Annotated in this window: 14 protein-coding genes; 6 read left to right on the top strand and 8 right to left on the bottom strand. The window is 60.0% G+C overall.

All coding sequences use genetic code 11. The features are described from left to right. Positions 1–4 precede the first annotated feature (4 nt). The 5 genes from glgC to AC6GQJ_RS07435 form a co-directional block, all read right to left on the bottom strand. A complete protein-coding gene (gene glgC / locus AC6GQJ_RS07455) occupies positions 5–1,276 on the bottom strand; it encodes a glucose-1-phosphate adenylyltransferase (protein WP_500773309.1) in 1,272 nt (423 codons plus the stop codon). Further along, positions 1,273–3,492 carry a 1,4-alpha-glucan branching protein GlgB gene (gene glgB, locus AC6GQJ_RS07450; protein ID WP_500773306.1) on the bottom strand — a complete coding sequence of 740 codons (2,220 nt, stop codon included), beginning with the start codon at positions 3,490–3,492 and terminating at the stop codon, positions 1,273–1,275. Before glgB ends, glgC begins: the two co-directional genes overlap by 4 nt. Positions 3,493–3,619: 127 nt before the next feature. Further along, positions 3,620–5,233, bottom strand: coding sequence for an alpha-amylase family glycosyl hydrolase (locus tag AC6GQJ_RS07445; RefSeq protein ID WP_500773304.1), 1,614 nt, complete (start codon positions 5,231–5,233; stop codon positions 3,620–3,622). A gap of 172 nt (positions 5,234–5,405) precedes the next feature. Continuing rightward, positions 5,406–6,002, bottom strand: a complete 597-nt coding sequence (locus AC6GQJ_RS07440) for an alpha/beta hydrolase (RefSeq protein WP_500773843.1) — start codon at positions 6,000–6,002, stop codon at positions 5,406–5,408. 20 nt (positions 6,003–6,022) lie between these two features. Further along, entirely contained in the window at positions 6,023–6,955 is a 933-nt protein-coding gene (locus AC6GQJ_RS07435; RefSeq protein WP_500773302.1) for a VOC family protein, read from the bottom strand. Positions 6,956–7,073: 118 nt separating this feature from the next. Here AC6GQJ_RS07435 and AC6GQJ_RS07430 point away from each other — a divergent pair, with 118 nt between their 5' ends. The 6 genes from AC6GQJ_RS07430 to AC6GQJ_RS07405 all read left to right on the top strand — a co-directional run bounded on the left by AC6GQJ_RS07430 (position 7,074) and on the right by AC6GQJ_RS07405 (position 12,733). Continuing rightward, positions 7,074–7,997 carry a LysR family transcriptional regulator gene (locus AC6GQJ_RS07430; protein WP_500773300.1) on the top strand — a complete coding sequence of 308 codons (924 nt, stop codon included), beginning with the start codon at positions 7,074–7,076 and terminating at the stop codon, positions 7,995–7,997. Positions 7,998–8,120: 123 nt separating this feature from the next. Further along, positions 8,121–9,338 (top strand): NAD(P)/FAD-dependent oxidoreductase, encoded by a 1,218-nt coding sequence (locus AC6GQJ_RS07425; RefSeq protein WP_500773298.1) that lies wholly within the window; start codon positions 8,121–8,123, stop codon positions 9,336–9,338. Between the two features lie 23 nt (positions 9,339–9,361). Further along, positions 9,362–10,198 carry an NAD-dependent epimerase/dehydratase family protein gene (locus AC6GQJ_RS07420; protein WP_500773296.1) on the top strand — a complete coding sequence of 279 codons (837 nt, stop codon included), beginning with the start codon at positions 9,362–9,364 and terminating at the stop codon, positions 10,196–10,198. After that, on the top strand, positions 10,198–11,172 hold the full coding sequence (locus tag AC6GQJ_RS07415) for a membrane dipeptidase (RefSeq protein ID WP_500773294.1): 975 nt from the start codon (positions 10,198–10,200) through the stop codon (positions 11,170–11,172). Before AC6GQJ_RS07420 ends, AC6GQJ_RS07415 begins: the two co-directional genes overlap by 1 nt. A 76-nt stretch (positions 11,173–11,248) precedes the next feature. Beyond that, complete coding sequence (locus AC6GQJ_RS07410) at positions 11,249–12,193, top strand: NAD(P)-dependent oxidoreductase (protein ID WP_500773292.1); 945 nt, start codon at positions 11,249–11,251, stop codon at positions 12,191–12,193. Between the two features lie 42 nt (positions 12,194–12,235). Next, complete coding sequence (locus AC6GQJ_RS07405) at positions 12,236–12,733, top strand: hypothetical protein (protein ID WP_500773290.1); 498 nt, start codon at positions 12,236–12,238, stop codon at positions 12,731–12,733. Here AC6GQJ_RS07405 and AC6GQJ_RS07400 read toward each other — a convergent pair whose 3' ends face one another. Genes AC6GQJ_RS07400 through AC6GQJ_RS07390 form a run of 3 tightly spaced genes read right to left on the bottom strand, consistent with a single transcriptional unit; the run spans position 12,734 to position 15,224 of the window. Then, entirely contained in the window at positions 12,734–13,282 is a 549-nt protein-coding gene (locus AC6GQJ_RS07400) for a TadE/TadG family type IV pilus assembly protein (protein WP_500773287.1), read from the bottom strand. Beyond that, positions 13,279–13,818 (bottom strand): TadE/TadG family type IV pilus assembly protein, encoded by a 540-nt coding sequence (locus tag AC6GQJ_RS07395; protein ID WP_500773285.1) that lies wholly within the window; start codon positions 13,816–13,818, stop codon positions 13,279–13,281. The genes AC6GQJ_RS07400 and AC6GQJ_RS07395 overlap by 4 nt, the downstream gene beginning before the upstream one ends. Beyond that, positions 13,815–15,224, bottom strand: a complete 1,410-nt coding sequence (locus AC6GQJ_RS07390; RefSeq protein WP_500773283.1) for a TadE/TadG family type IV pilus assembly protein — start codon at positions 15,222–15,224, stop codon at positions 13,815–13,817. Before AC6GQJ_RS07390 ends, AC6GQJ_RS07395 begins: the two co-directional genes overlap by 4 nt. Positions 15,225–15,519 lie beyond the last annotated feature (295 nt).

Raw genomic sequence — 15,519 nt, 5'->3', positions numbered from 1 at the left:
CGGACTACTCCATCGCTGCGGCGCGCGCGTCGATCATGGACTTGGTGATCAGCACCACACCGCCCTCGGATACGCGGAACCATTTGGCGTCTTCTTCGGGGTCTTCACCCACCACAAGGCCGTCGGGAATTTGCACGCCACGGTCGATCACACATCGGGACAGTTGCGCCTCGCGACCCACGTCCACGTATGGCAGGGCAACCACCTGATGGAGCGAGGAGAACGAGTGGCTGTGCACCCCTGTGAACAACAGCGACTCGCGGATGTCAGAGCCTGAGATAATGCAGCCCCCCGACACCATGGACGACACCGCCATCCCACGCCGCTTTTCCTCGTTATGGATGAACTTGGCCGGTGGCACGCTTTCCGCATAGGTCCAGATCGGCCAAGAGTTGTCATAAAGGTCCAGCGGCGGCGTGAATTTGGTCAGGTCGATATTGGCCTGCCAGAACGCATCAATCGTGCCCACATCGCGCCAGTAGGGTTCGGTTTCCAGACCCGACTGAACGCAACTGTCCGAAAAGCGGTGCGCTTGTGCTTTGCCCTGTTTGACCACCTGCGGGATGATGTCGTTGCCAAAATCGTGGCTGGAATTTGCATCTTCCATATCTGCGATCAGCAACTCGCGCAGGAAACTCCACTTGAAGACATAAATCCCCATCGAGGCGAGCGCGTGATCCGGATCACCCGGAATGGCGGGGGGATCGGCGGGCTTTTCAAGGAAGTCGGTGATCCTGTCACTGGCGTCGCAATGCATCACACCAAAGGCGGTGGCATCTTTGCGCGGCACCGTCAGGCACCCGATGGTCACGTCGGCATTGGTGTCCACATGCTGTTGCAGCATGATCTCGTAATCCATCTTGTAGATGTGATCGCCTGCCAGAACGACGATGTAGTCGACATCATAGCTGTCGACGATGTCGATGTTTTGCGCCACAGCATCCGCGGTGCCAAGGTACCACTTGTCCTCGGCGGTACGCTGGCTGGCGGGCAGGATATCGAGGTATTCGTTCCGCTCGGCCCGCAAGAACCCCCACCCGCGCTGGCAATGGCGGATCAGGCTGTGCGCCTTGTATTGCGTCGCAATCGCCATCTTCCGGATGCCCGAGTTCAGCGCATTCGACAGGGCAAAGTCGACGATGCGCGTCTTGCCCCCGAAATAGACTGCGGGCTTGGCGCGGTTGTCGGTCAGCTCTTTCAGTCGGCTGCCGCGTCCGCCCGCAAGCACAAAGGCCATCGCCCTGTTGGAAAGCCTGTGATTAGGTGTCGGTTTCATTTGTCGTCCTCCCCTTCAATCAAGATGACAGCCGACAGGGGGGGCAGTGTGACATTGGCAGATTGGGCCTGCCCCATCCACTCGATATCCTCGGCGCGCACTCCTCCCAGATTGCCACGCCCACCGCCGCCGTATTCGACCGCATCTGTATTCAACGCCTCGCGCCAGAAACCGGTTCCGGGCAGGCCGACCCTGTGATCGGGCCGCTCGACCGGTGTCATATTCAGGATAACAACCACGCGCGGATCATCCGGCCCGCCCTGACGCAAGTAAACGTAAACGGAATTTTCCATATCCCCTCCGTCGATCCAGCCAAAGCCCGAGGGGCGGCAATCGTTCACGTGCAGGGCAGGGGTGGCGCGATACAGCGCGTTGAGATCGCGTACCAAGGTCTGCACGCCCGAATGCGCGGGTGCATCCAGCAAGTGCCAATCAAGGCTTTGGTTGTGGTTCCATTCGTCGCGCTGGGCGAATTCCTGTCCCATAAACAACAGCTTCTTGCCCGGATGGGACCACATGAACCCGTAATAGGCCCGCAGGTTGGCGAATTTTTCCCAATCGTTGCCGGGCATCTTTTCCAGCATTGATCCTTTGCCATGCACCACTTCGTCATGGCTGATCGGCAGCACGAAGTTCTCCGAGAACGCATAGTGGATGCCGAAGGTCATCAGGTGATGGTGGTATTTGCGGTTGATCGGGTCTTCTTCCATGTAGCGCAGGGTGTCGTTCATCCACCCCATATTCCACTTGAACCCGAACCCCAGGCCGCCGTGATAGACGGGGCGCGACACGCCGGGAAAGGCGGTGCTTTCCTCGGCCACGGTCATGATCCCCTCGGCCTCGCCATAGGTGAAACTGTTGACCCCTTGGAGGAAGGCAATCGCCTCGAGGTTCTCGCGCCCGCCATGTACGTTGGGCACCCATTCGTCCGCCTTGCGCGAATAGTCGCGGTACAGCATCGAGGCGACCGCATCGACGCGGATACCGTCGAGGTGATATTCCTCAAGCCAGTAAAGCGCGTTTGAGCGCATGAAATTTGCAACCTCGCGCCGCCCGAAGTTGTAGATCAGCGTGTTCCAGTCCTGATGGAAGCCTTCGCGCGGGTCGGCATGTTCGTAAAGGTGCGTGCCGTCGAATTGCGCCAGCCCGTGTTCATCCGTCGGGAAGTGTGCGGGCACCCAGTCAAGCAATACGCCCAAACCCTTGTTGTGGGCGGCGGTCACGAGGGCGCGGAATTCATCAGGCGTACCGTGCCGTATGGTGGGGGCGTACATGCCCACGGGCTGGTATCCCCACGACCCGTCGAACGGGTGTTCGGTGATCGGCATTAACTCGATATGGGTAAAGCCCATGTCGGCGGCATAATCGACCAAATCGGTAGCGAGTTCTTCGTATGACAGGGGGCGGTTGCCTTCCGCGCGCTTCCAACTGGCAAGGTTCACTTCGTAGATGCTGATCGGGACATCGGTATTGTGCTTTTGCGCGCGGGTTTCCATCCACTTGGCGTCTGCCCAGTCATGGCCCTTGATGTCGCGCACCACCGATCCGGTTTTCGGCGGATGTTCGGAACCAAATCCGACAGGGTCCGCCTTGAGCGGCAGGTTGTGCCCCTGACCATCGCGGATCGCGTATTTATAGACATCGCCCGCCTGCACACCCGGAATGAAGATTTCCCAGATGCCCGACGCGCCCAGACGGCGCATGCCATGGCGGCGCGCATCCCAGACGTTGAAATCCCCGACAACGGCAACGCGGTCGGCATTGGGTGCCCAGACCGCGAAATGCACGCCTTCCGCCCCGTCGATGGTCATCACATGCGCGCCCAGAGTCTGCCAAACGCGGTGCAGTGATCCTTCGCCAAAGAAATAGAGATCATCGTCGCTCAGCACGCGGCCAAAGCGGTAGGGATCCTCGAAGGTCCACGTCGTGTCCCCCGCCGTCGCGGTCAGCCGATAGGGCTGGTCCTTTTTCAGCAGGGTGCAAAACAGACCGGGCGCATCGGGCACCGCGTGCAGTGGCGTCTTTGTCGCCTTGCCGGTGATGTAGGTCACAGATTCCGCACCGGGAACAAAGACATTCAGGGCAAAACCATCCGGATGTTCGCGCAGACCCAAAAAGTGGAAAGGGTTCGCAAGATGCCCGTTCAGCAACGCAGCGATCACGTCGGAAGAAGGGGCGGCGCGCAGCGCCGTTTCAGGCGTCGGATGTTTTGCCATAGCGGTGTCCGGTCTTTCTTCTTTTTGGTGCGCCGCCCCGCGAGGGGGCAGCGCAATGTGGTCTATCCAGCCTAGATCAAAAATCGCGCCCTGTGTTAGCTTTTGTCGATCCTTGATCGTTTCACAGTCAGGCGAACGGCGTGTCCACGGCACCCGTCTCAAGATAGGCGTAGCCGAAGGGGGGCAGTTTCAACCGGCCTTTGACCAGTTCGCCATTGGCGGCCCCTGCGATGCTGGCCCCGTCGATCACGCGGACGGATTGTGCCTTGTCGGACAGGTTGAACACGCCGGTCAGGCTGGTGCCTTCATGCGTGCGGCAGACGGCCAGAAACGGCTTGCGCACCTTGGGGAAACTGGTGTCGCCCAGTGTCAGTTCGGGGCGTGCTTTGCGGAAAGCAAAAGCGGCGCGATAGGCGGACAGAACCGAGTCGTTGTCCTTTTCCTGCCCCGCCACGGCGCGTGCGGCCTGCGGTGCCTTGACCGGCAGCCAAGGTTCGCCGGTCGAGAATCCGGCGTTGGGTTCGCTTGCGTCCCACACCATTGGCGTGCGGCATCCGTCGCGCCCTTTGTTGTCGGGCCAAAAGTCGATGTAGCCGAGGTCGGTCAGTTCGTGAAACTCGATATCGGTCTCGGTCTGGCCAAGCTCTTCGCCCTGATAGACGCCCAGCGTACCGGGAAAGCTGATCAGCATGTTGATCGCCTGACGCGCCACCGTGTCTTCCAGTTCCGGCGTCGGCGCCCAGCGGGTCACGTGGCGCTGCACATCGTGGTTGGACAGCGACCAGCAGGGCCAGCCGTCCGGCGCATTGGTCAGGAACCCTTCGATGCAGCGGCGGAAATGCTCGGGCGTGTGATCGTGGCTGAGCAGGGCAAAGGAATAGGCCATGTGCAGCTTGTCATCGCCCGCCGTGTATTCGGCCATCAACTCGACCTGACGGATGCCGTCATCACCGACTTCCCCGATCAGCATGCGGTCGTCATATTTGTCCATCAGCCCGCGCAGGCGGCGCAACACGTCGATATTTTCAGGCTGCGATTTCGAGTATTTGTGGATCTGGTAGCCATAGGGGTGGCCGGGCAGGTCTTTGTATTTCGCCTTCGGATTGTTGCGCAATTCCTTGTCGTGCACATAGAAGTTGACGGTATCCAGCCGGAACCCATCCACACCGCGCTTCAGCCAGAACTCCATCGCTTCAAGCAATGCGTCTACAACTTCCGGATTGTGGAAGTTCAGGTCGGGCTGCGAGGTCAGGAAGTTGTGCAGGAAATACTGGCGACGACGCGCATCGAACATCCATGCAGACCCGCCAAAGACCGACGGCCAGTTGTTGGGCGGCGTGCCATCCTTTTTCGGATCGGCCCAGACATACCAGTCGGCCTTGGGGTTGGTCTTGTTCTGGCGGCTTTCGATGAACCACGGGTGCTGGTCCGACGTGTGCGACAGTACCTGATCAATGATGACCTTCAGGCCCAGTTCATGCGCCCGTGCGACGAGGGCATCGAAATCCTCAATCGTGCCGAACAGGGGGTTTACGCCCGTATAGTCGGACACGTCATAGCCCATATCCTTGTCCGGCGACGTAAAGAACGGCGACAACCAGATGGCGTCGACGCCAAGCGACGCGACATGATCCAGACGGCGCGTGATACCGGGCAAATCGCCGATCCCGTTGCCGCTGTCGTCCTGAAACGACCGAGGATAGATTTGATAAATGACTGCGTCTCGCCACCACTCGCGCATGCCCGAACTCCTTAAGCTGCAAAACGGCCCAAATGGGCGCTGTTAGCGCTAGCTACGCGCATGGGAGCGTTCGTTACAACCAATAATGACATTACCGCGACAGTTCGGTCACAGGTTTCGCGGGGGTCAAAGGGCGCGCATCGGGCGGGCGCGGGGCGATGGTGCCGCAGGGTCAGCCGAGAAAGCGCGCCAACGCATTGATTTCACTGTTTCGTATCTCGTGACCGCCTGCGTGGACCTCGGTCGTGACGCGTGCGCCCTGATCTGCAAACCATTTGATCAGGCGGGCGCTTTCTTGCCACGGGCAGATCGGATCGCTTTGTCCTGCGCTGATCAGAACGGCGCGGTTGGCCATCGCGGGCACCGGTTCGGGGTGCCAAGGAATCAGCGGATGCAGCAGCGCGATGCGGTCGAACAGGTTGGGACGCGCCATCCCGACCGAGGCGAGGATATTGGCACCATTGGAGTAGCCGAACGCATAGACGGGCGGGTTTCCCTGCGCCTCTTTATGCGCGGCGATGAAACCGGCCATCTTTTCCGTCGCCCGCGCCAGATCATCCATGTCATAGACCCCTTCGCCCGTGCGGCGAAAGAAGCGTGCGGCCCCGCCCTCAAGCACATCGCCGCGCGGGGACACCACATGCGCCTCCGGCACAAGCTGGCGGGAAAGGTCAAAGAACTGGTGTTCGTCCCCGCCCGTGCCGTGAAAGGCAAAAACCAACGGCGCGCCTTTGGTGCCGGTGTTGGTCTGGGCGATATAGCTTTGCATGCTCAACTGTGCGTCTCCGGTCAGCTTGCCAAGGTGGGCAACTGCGCCTCGATCTGGGCGCGGTGGGGTTCATAGCGCGTGGGCAGTTTCAGCGCCTCGCCCAGATGTGCGGTATCCTCGTCCCGATCAAAGCCGGGTTCGTTGGTCGCGATCTCGAACAGGATGCCAGAGGGCGTGCGGAAATAGATCGCCCAGAAATAGTCGCGGTCGATGACCGGCGTCACCTGATAGCCGGTGTCGAGCAAAGCCTGCCGCACCTCAAGTTGCGCAGCGCGGTCTTCGACAGCAAAGGCGATGTGGTGCACCGATCCGGCCCCTTGGGCGGCAGCCTTCGCGCTTGGAATTTCCTCGATGTCGATGGTGTCGGCCGCGTTGCCCCCTTCGATGACATAGCGTGTGACGTCGCCTTGGGTCTCGCCCTTTTGATAACCCATAAAGCCTAGCAATTCGCCCGTCGCCGCCCCGTCGCGCACGCGGAACCGTGCCCCGCGAAAGCCGAGGATGCCCGCGTCTTCCGGCACATCCGTGCCTGTCCATGGCGTGCGACCCTGTGGCGCGCTTTCCACCAATGCGAAACGGTCGCCGTCGGGCGCGTCAAAGCCAAGGCGCTGTTCGCCCAGAAATGTGTCTTCGGACATGCCGGATACGCCGAATGTCGCCAGACGGTCACGCCAGAACGGGAGCGCGCCTTGCGGTACGGCAAATTCGGTTTCGCCCACTTCGCCCGCGCCGCGTCGGCCGCGTGGCATATTGGCAAAGGGGAAATAGGTCATCACCGATCCCGGCGTGCCGACTTCGTCCCCGTAATACAGGTGGTAGACCTCGGGGGCGTCGAAATTCACCGTTTTCTTGACGCGGCGCAGCCCGAGGGTCTGCGTAAAGAACGCGTTGTTCTCGCTTGCATCGCCTGCCATCGAGGTGACGTGGTGTAAACCTTTGATGTTCTTGATCATGATCGACCCCTTGGGAAGCGTTATATTGTTGAGGCCAAGGTAGGGGGCTTGATCGCTATCAGGAATAGAAATAAAAATTCATTTACTATTGCGAATTACGCAACAATTGGGCCGCTACATGATCCAAGATCTCAAGCCGATCCGCGTCTTCCTCAAGGTGGCAGAGCTTAGCAGCTTTGCGGCAGCGGCACGGACCTTGGGTATGACGCCCGCGTCCGTGACGCGCATCGTTGCCGCGTTGGAGGCCGAGCTGGGCCAACAATTGCTGCTGCGCACCACGCGTCAGGTATCGCTGACCTCGGCCGGGGCGTTGGTGGCGGCCCGTTTTCGCCCCGTGGTTCAGCATTTTGACGACGTGACTGCGGGGCTGACCCGCGCCAGCCTGCCAGATGCGGGGCATCTTACCATCAACGCGCCTGTATCCATGGGGCTGCGCCTGATGCCGGACCTGATCGTTGCGTTTCGCGCGGCCTATCCCGCGATTACGGTAGACGTGAAAATGACCGACGCACTGGTCGATATCATGGCCGATACCTGCGATCTGGCGGTGCGTGTGTCCTCGGCCCCCAAGGATCTGTCGACCATCTGGCGTAAGATCTGCGAAGTGCCGCTGAGCGTCGTGGCAGCGTCGTCGCTGTTGGACCGTGTCGGGCATCCGCAAGATCCCCGCGATCTGGATGCGGCGCTGTGCCTGTCCTACACCGCCACGGATGCGCCTGAAATCTGGGAGTTCCGCAAGGGATCGGCCAAGCGTACACAGCGTGCAGGATCGGCGGTGATGTCCAACAATGGAGATTTCCTGTACGAGCTTGCCCTCTCGGGTGGCGGCTTTGTCATCCTGCCCGACTTTATCGTCAATCGGGGCATTGCCGAAGGGCGCGTGGAGCGCGTGTTGCCGGACTGGGATGTGCCGTCGCTTTGGCTAACCCTTTACTATCCGCCCTACGAACAATTACCGCCGCTGGTCGCGACATTCTCACAATTCTTCGAGAGTTATATGGCGCGGATCGACGGGCTGGAATTTCCCCCGTTGCTGCGGTGATACGCGCCGCGTCGGTTTTTTGCGGGGCGCAGTCGCACAAGCTCTGGCGCGCCGGATTTTTTCGTCCCATGGTTTCACGCGGCACAACCGCGCCGCCGCAAAACGCATGCTTGGGACACCGCGATGAGCATTTCTAATACCGCACCCGCCAAACCGTCCTATGACGTCGTGATCATCGGGGGCGCGATCATGGGCGCGTCGACTGCGTGGTTCCTGAGCGACCTTGACGATTTCAAGGGCTCCGTCCTCGTGATCGAGCGGGATATGACCTATCACGCCTGTTCGACCAGCCATACCAACAGCTGCATGCGCCAGCAGTTTTCGACTGCGCTGAACGTGCGGATCAGCCAGTTCGCTGCCGAGTTTGTGAAGGACATGCGCGCCCATATGGGGGGCGATGCGCGTGTGCCGAACCTTGGCATCCAGAACTTCGGTTATATGTATCTGGCCGATACGGAACAGTTCGCGGACAGCTTGCGCGCCAATGCCAAGGTGCAGAACGCAGTGGGCACGCCGACCCGCCTGATGGGGCCTGATGACATCCGCGCGACCTATCCGTTCTACAATGTCGATGACATCGTGCTAGGGTCGATCAACACGCAGGACGAAGGGTATTTTGACGGGGCTACAGTGTTTGACTGGTGGCGGCGGCAATCCCGCGAACGCGGCGTCGAATATATCCAGAACGAGGTGGTCGCGATCAACCGAAACGCCGATGGGACGCGCATCGACAGCGTTACCTTGGCGAGTGGCGAGGTGATCGCCTGTGGTCAACTCGTGAACGCCACCGGCCCGCGCGCCGCATGCACCGCGCAGATGGCGGGTATCGTCCTGCCGGTCGAGCCGCGCAAACGCTTTACGTGGGTGTTTACCGCGCAATCCCCGCTGGATCGCTCGCTGCCGCTGACCATTGATCCCTCTGGCGTGCATGTGCGCGAGGTGGGCGGGGGCACCTATCAGTGCGGTGGCCATACGGCTGATGATCCTGCGGTCGATCCCACCGATTTTGACATGGATCACGGCCTGTTTGAAAATCACATCTGGCCCGTCATCGCCCACCGCATTCCCCAGTTCGAGGCGATCAAGGTGACGTCAGAATGGGCGGGGCATTATGCGATGAACACGTTGGATCACAACGCGATCACGGGGCCGCATCCGCAGATCGGCAACTTTATTTTCCTGAACGGATTTTCGGGCCATGGGTTGCAGCAATCGCCCGCCATGGGTCGCGGCACCGCCGAATGGCTGACCTATGGGCACTACAAAACGCTGGATCTGACGCCGTTCCATTACGACCGTATCGTGGACAACCGCGCCATTTTGGAACAAGCCGTCATCTGAACAGAACGCGAGGAGAGAGTGGTATGAAAAAACTGGTACTGACAGGGGCCGCAGGCAATCTGGGATCGCGTCTGCGCGCGCCACTGGCCGCGATGTGCGATGAACTGGTCAGCACGGATATCGTTGACGCTTTGCCCGATCTGGCCGCGAACGAAACCTATGTTCGCGCCGATCTGGCCCTGATGGACGAGATCGGCCCGCTGCTGGAAGGCGCGGATATGGTGATCCATTTCGGCGCCATCGTGGACGAAGCCCCGTTCGAGGAAATGCTCGGCCCGAACTTTGTCGGGGCCTATAACGTGTGGGAGGCCGCGTATAAGCACGGGGTGCGCCGCGTGGTCTATGCCTCGTCCATCCATGCGTTGGGCATGTATCCCAAGACCCAAGCCATCGGCGTTGATTTGCCCCATCGCCCCGACACGTTCTACGGGCTGGCCAAGTGCTTTGCCGAGGATCTGGGCCGCATGTACTGGGAAAAGCGCGGGCTGGAATCGGTCTGTATGCGCATCTATTCCTGCGCCGAGGTGACGAACCCGCGCGCGGTTGGCTCGTGGCTCAGCTATGGCGATCTGGTCCGGTTGGTGACCCGTGCCATCGACACGCCCGTCACCGGCTTTTCCGTGGTTTACGGCGTGTCCGACAATGACCGCGCCCCTGTCGACAATTCGGGTGCGCGCCATCTGGGGTATCGCCCGCAGGACAATGCCGAACAGTTCGCGGAACAGATTTATGCCAATTCCGAACCGTTGGACCCGACCGATCCGTCCAACCTGTGCCATGGTGGCCCCTTTGCGGGCATCGAACTGGGCAAAAGCGCGATCTCGCTGCTGAACCTCAACACGGAAGACAAGGACACGTGATGCGCATCGACAACCTGCAATACTGTAACTGGTCGGAAAAAGTGTTCCGCCAGATGCGGGAGGGCGGTGTTGATGCGGTGCATGTGACCATCGCTTATCACGAAAATTTCCGCGAGACGGTCCTGAACTTCGAGCGTTGGAACCGCTGGTTCGAACGCTACCCCGACCTGATCACCAAGGGGCTGTGGGCCAGCGATATCGACCGAGCGCGGGCCGAAGGCAAAACGGCGATTTTCTTTGGCTTCCAGAACCCCAGCCCGATTGAGGATGACATCGGGCTGGTGGAAATCGTGCACACTTTGGGCGCGCGGTTCATGCAACTGACCTATAACAACCAGTCGCTGTTGGCCTCGGGCTGTTACGAAAACGACGATACCGGCATCACCCGCATGGGCCGTCAGGTCATCCGCGAGATGAACCGCGTCGGGCTGGTCATCGACATGAGCCATTCGGGTGATCGGTCCACCATCGAGGCGGCGGAACTCTCCGAAAGGCCCATCGCGATCACCCATGCCAACCCGCATGACTGGCACCCTGCTTTGCGCAACAAACGCCCCGACGTGATCAAGGCGGTGACGCAGGCGGGCGGAATGCTTGGCTTTTCGATTTATCCTCATCACCTAAAGGACGGGTCGGCGTGCACGTTGCAGTCGTTTTGCGATGCGATTGCCCGCACGGCAGAGCGCTATGGCACCGACTGCATCGGGATCGGGTCCGACCTGTGTCAGGACCAGCCCGACAGCGTCGTGGAATGGATGCGCGTGGGCCGTTGGAGCAAGGACATCGACTACGGCGAGGGATCGGCGGCTGCCCCGGGTTTTCCGCCACAGCCTGACTGGTTCCGCGACAATCGCGACTTCGGCAACATCGAAAGCGGGCTGCGCGCCACCGGCATGGACGCGACCGAGGTCGCAGGCATCATGGGCGGCAACTGGTATCGCTTTTATGCCGAGAATTTCGCTCCAATGCCCTGACAGGCGTCGCAAACAGGACGGACATGTCGCCCGTCGCGCCGTTGGCTGGTCCCTGACAAGCAAGGGGACGACAGCAATGAAAATCGGATTTATCGGACTGGGCAATGTGGGCGGCAAACTGTCAGGCAGCCTGATCCGCAACGGGCATGACGTGGCGGTGCACGATCTGAACCCCGACTTTGTCGCTGCCAAGGTCGCGGCAGGCGCGACGGAGGGGCAGAGTGCCGCACACCTGATGCAGACCTGCGATGCGGTCATCACCTGCCTGCCGAGCCCTGCGGCCTCGGCTGCGGTCATGGAGGAAATGTTGCCCCATGTGGGCGCGGGCAAAATCTGGATGGAGATGTCGACCACCGATGAGGCCGAGGTCAAACGCCTTGGCACGCAGGTGATCGCGGCGGGCGGAGCGGCGGTGGATTGTCCGGTGTCGGGCGGATGCCACCGCGCCGATACGGGCAATATCGCCATCTTCGCGGGCTGCGCGCGTGAGACATTCGAACGTATCCTGCCCTTGCTGACCACGATGGGACGGCGCGTATTGCACACCGGCGATCTTGGCTCTGCCTCGGTCCTCAAGGTCATCACCAACTATCTCGCCACCGCGAACCTAGTCAGTGTGGCCGAGGCGCTGACCGTGGCCAAGGGCGCGGGCATGGACCTTGGCACCGCATATGAGGCGATTGCGATCAGTTCCGGCACCTCTTTCGTGCATGAAACCGAAGGGCAGGTGATCCTGAATGGTAGCCGCGATATCTCGTTCACGATGGACCTTGTGGCCAAGGATATCGGCCTGTTCCAGTCGGTGGCGGACCGCGCCGGTGTACCGTTGGAACTGAATCCGCTGCTGATTGACATCTTTCAGGACGGGATTGCGCGGTTCGGCCCGCGCGAGCTGTCGCCCAACATCATCAAACGGCTGGAACAGGCCACCGGCCTTGACGTCACCGCCCCCGGATTTCCTGCCGAGATGACGGATGACGAACCCGAGGAACAGGGGGCCGAGGTTATCGTGCGGCGCTGAACAGGGCTTGTGAGCGGGCAGGGGGCGGGCTAGAGCCGAGCTATGAGCATTGAAAACACCACGCCCGACACTGTCCTTGCGACCATCAAAGCCTCGGCAGGACGCCGCATTCTGGGGATTGGATCACTGTATATCCTGTCCTTGATGGTCATCTATGTCGCCATCGCCAAGCCCCCGGCCTTTGGCTGGCAGTTGTTTCTGTTTGCGCTTGGCGGCGGGTCGATCTGGATTGCCGAGATGATGCGCCGCTCGACCTCTGTGGGGTTGGAGCTGACAGCGCAGGAATTGCGCGACAGTACGGGTGCCGTACTTGCCCGTATGGATGAGGTGGTCAGCCTCGATCGCGGGATGTTCGCGTTTAAACCGTCGAACGGTTTTCTGCTGCACCTAAACACCAAAAAGCCCCGCGCGTGGCGCCCGGGGCTTTGGTGGTCTTTGGGCCGTAAGGTGGGGGTTGGTGGTATGACCCCAGCCCATCAGGCCAAGTATATGGCCGAGATAATCGCCGCCATGCTGGCCGACCGTCCCGACGGTTCCTGATCAGTCCTGCCACAGCACACGCGGCGCATAGCGGGGCCGTGTGAAGACAAAGTTGTGGATCGTGCGGTCCGACAGACCCGTGTTGAACGGCGCGGAGTACTTCACGAATGTCTCGACCACGGTCACGCGTTCGTTGTGCGGCATCGTGGGCAGGTCATCGGCCAGTTCAGCCACCATGGCGTTGGTCAGCGCGGGCATCCAGCCTTTGGCCTTGGACCAGTCGCGTTTGTAGACCTTGTTGACGCCATCGTATTTCACGCTGGTGATGCGGATGGCAACGTCCGACGTTGTCTTTGCCGTCAGATATGCCAGCATCTCGCGGGAACCGGACAGATAGCTTGTGTCGATGGGCGTTGTTTCGCGCGACACGACGTCAGACAGCGTATAGGCGGCCTTTTGGGTGACGGCGTGCTGGCGGTACGCATCAAAGATCGCGAACAACGAGACATAGCCCCAGAAAAGTACCGGCAGGATGAGGACTGTTTCGACAGCGATGGTGCCGTCCTCTTTCCGGCAAAAACCGTTGAGATAGTGGTACAGACGTTTCATGCTCCTGGCTCCTGTACGAATGCGGAGAGGGATATCATTCTGGCCATTCCGGAGCCATCTTTGGTGAATCCGTATCCGAGTCCGGTGGACGGGAAAATCGGGTCGAACTTGTAACAGGCACGCAGCAGCATCAGCTCATGTTCCGAGCCGTGTACAAAGACGCGGGACGGGGTCACAGGCTGCGACCGGTCGGTGCAATCCGCGGTTCCGGCGAAACCGGTAAAGGTGCGGGGCGATACGGGCGTCATCTCAAGCTTGAGGGACGTGTCGCAGTCATCAAGGAAGCCGGCATAGGTGCAGACCATCTGCTTGATATCGCTGTGCGAGTAATTCGCACCGGTGTTCAGGCGGACATTACGCACGGCCATATCCAGTCCACGGTCCAGAAAGCTCTGGCGAAGGGAATAGATGCCCATCTCGACCGAGGTCAGGAAGAGGGTAAAGACCAGTGGAACCGCGAGGGCGAATTCGATTGTCATGGACCCGTGGTCGTCGGCACGGAAACGGCGCAGGAAGCTTGTGAAGTTGCGTATCATTGTGTCAGCCTCAACTGGTTGATTTGTTTGGCAATGGCTTCGAAGGCTTCGCCGATCTCGACACCTTCCACTCGGAAGAAGTGGCTTGGCGAGGATGCGCAGTCTTCCATCACACCGGCGGCGTAGTTGGTGACTTCGAACCCGACGGACCAGACAACGATGCCTTGTTCCTTGGCGGCGTCACAGATCCGGCCCAGCATCGTGTCGGCCTGTCCGGATGTGTATTTGGTGTAGCGCCAGTCGTTCCAGCTGCCCCGCACATAGTTCTGGAGGTACCAGTACAGGGGGTAGCGCGACCAGTGCACATAGTGGCTTGGCTGGGCGTAGTACCATGGCTGGATGCGCACCGTGTCCACGTTTTCCCCGTCGGTCATCAGGATGATGGTCTTGAGGGTTTCCACGTCGTCATACGCGGCAGGGCGGGCGGCGAATTCACTGTCCACGCGGCTGTCGGCTGCCAGTTCCTGCGTGATCGGGCGGAAGCTGGGGTCAAGCAGGGCAACGCCCCATTTCATGCCCAGATGGATCGCCGTGTTGGCACGGGCACGGTACTGGCCGATGCGTGTCTTGAGGGCACTGGCGTTCTGGCTGAACGGCAGGATCTCTTCATAGCTTTGCTGTGGGCAGCCAGGATTGCCGATCGGGTTGTCATAGTAGTAACCCGCCTCGAAGTGCTGCATGTGTTCGTAGGTCTTGTCGTAATCCAGCGCGGTCACGTTGAAGTCGGACTGGTCGAAGTCGATGCAATACGAGAAATCGTGCAGGTGGTTGGTCTTCAGCTCGTCAAAGATTTTCTCACCGGCGTTCACTTGCGCGGTATAGGGGATCAGCGACAGCGAAATCAGGTCTTCGGTCTCTTCGCGGATAACGGTGTCAACAAAGGTTTTGGCCGCGTTTTGCAGGTTGGCCATCTTGTTGTTGCGCCCCATCGAACCCGAGATATCGAGAACCATCGAGATTTCAACGTTGGAAATCCGCTCTTCAGCCTGTCCGACGGCGGGGGCAGTCAATTCGCCGACGCCCATCATACGCATGAACTGCGTCGGTGATGTGGTGCGCGCCTTGGCCGTGACCGTGCGGTAGTTCAGCCCGTTGTCGACTTCGACCGAGGTAAGGAAATTGGCCATCCCCGCCTTGTCGAAATAGTCGTTCACGACGGCCTTGGGGTCCAGCGTCTGGTCAAGGTCGGCTGCGGCGAGAATGGCGCGGTCGAGCGTGCCTTGAAGCTTGGTGCGCTCCATCTCGTTGCGCATGAGGTCAACCCCGATCCCACCGACAAGAAGCATCATCATAAGGATCATAAGGGCGAAGATCGTCATCGTACCGGATTCATCCTGTACGAAGCGGGACACGTGGTTTTTGTACGTGGCCTGACGGGGCGGTTCTGCGGCTTTGTGCGTCTTCATGATACACCTTGTCTCTGGGCGGGGTTGGGGCATGAGTGCCTTTTTCTCCGACCGTGTTTATGCAGGGCGAATATGTCCTAAATCGGGCGCAAAACCGCGTTTCTAAGGGCTTTTGAGGCGCAAACGCGGCCATTCCGGCCATATTACACGTACTGTTTTCATTTGGTTGACCCAACAATCGCATGGGTTGAATCGGGGGAATCAACAAAATGCGCTACAAACTGTTGGCGGTTTGAATCGGAACCATCGTAGTCTGGCCGCAGTGTGAAGCGATCTTTGGACATATCGCACAACA

The sequence above is a fragment of the Tateyamaria sp. 7Alg 36 genome (genome assembly GCF_059882455.1).
This window is presented reverse-complemented; position numbering and strand designations above follow the sequence as displayed.

Bases quoted from the DNA above. Each gene is read 5' to 3' on its own strand.
- AC6GQJ_RS07395 (WP_500773285.1), bottom strand. From the start codon at position 13,818: ATGATACGCAACTTCACAAGCTTCCTGCGCCGTTTCCGTGCCGACGAC.
- AC6GQJ_RS07435 (WP_500773302.1), bottom strand. From the start codon at position 6,955: ATGATCAAGAACATCAAAGGTTTACACCACGTCACCTCGATGGCAGGC.
- AC6GQJ_RS07390 (WP_500773283.1), bottom strand. From the start codon at position 15,224: ATGAAGACGCACAAAGCCGCAGAACCGCCCCGTCAGGCCACGTACAAA.
- AC6GQJ_RS07410 (WP_500773292.1), top strand. From the start codon at position 11,249: ATGAAAATCGGATTTATCGGACTGGGCAATGTGGGCGGCAAACTGTCA.
- AC6GQJ_RS07420 (WP_500773296.1), top strand. From the start codon at position 9,362: ATGAAAAAACTGGTACTGACAGGGGCCGCAGGCAATCTGGGATCGCGT.
- AC6GQJ_RS07440 (WP_500773843.1), bottom strand. From the start codon at position 6,002: ATGCAAAGCTATATCGCCCAGACCAACACCGGCACCAAAGGCGCGCCG.
- glgB (WP_500773306.1), bottom strand. From the start codon at position 3,492: ATGGCAAAACATCCGACGCCTGAAACGGCGCTGCGCGCCGCCCCTTCT.
- AC6GQJ_RS07405 (WP_500773290.1), top strand. From the start codon at position 12,236: ATGAGCATTGAAAACACCACGCCCGACACTGTCCTTGCGACCATCAAA.
- AC6GQJ_RS07415 (WP_500773294.1), top strand. From the start codon at position 10,198: ATGCGCATCGACAACCTGCAATACTGTAACTGGTCGGAAAAAGTGTTC.
- AC6GQJ_RS07400 (WP_500773287.1), bottom strand. From the start codon at position 13,282: ATGAAACGTCTGTACCACTATCTCAACGGTTTTTGCCGGAAAGAGGAC.
- AC6GQJ_RS07430 (WP_500773300.1), top strand. From the start codon at position 7,074: ATGATCCAAGATCTCAAGCCGATCCGCGTCTTCCTCAAGGTGGCAGAG.
- glgC (WP_500773309.1), bottom strand. From the start codon at position 1,276: ATGAAACCGACACCTAATCACAGGCTTTCCAACAGGGCGATGGCCTTT.
- AC6GQJ_RS07425 (WP_500773298.1), top strand. From the start codon at position 8,121: ATGAGCATTTCTAATACCGCACCCGCCAAACCGTCCTATGACGTCGTG.
- AC6GQJ_RS07445 (WP_500773304.1), bottom strand. From the start codon at position 5,233: ATGCGCGAGTGGTGGCGAGACGCAGTCATTTATCAAATCTATCCTCGG.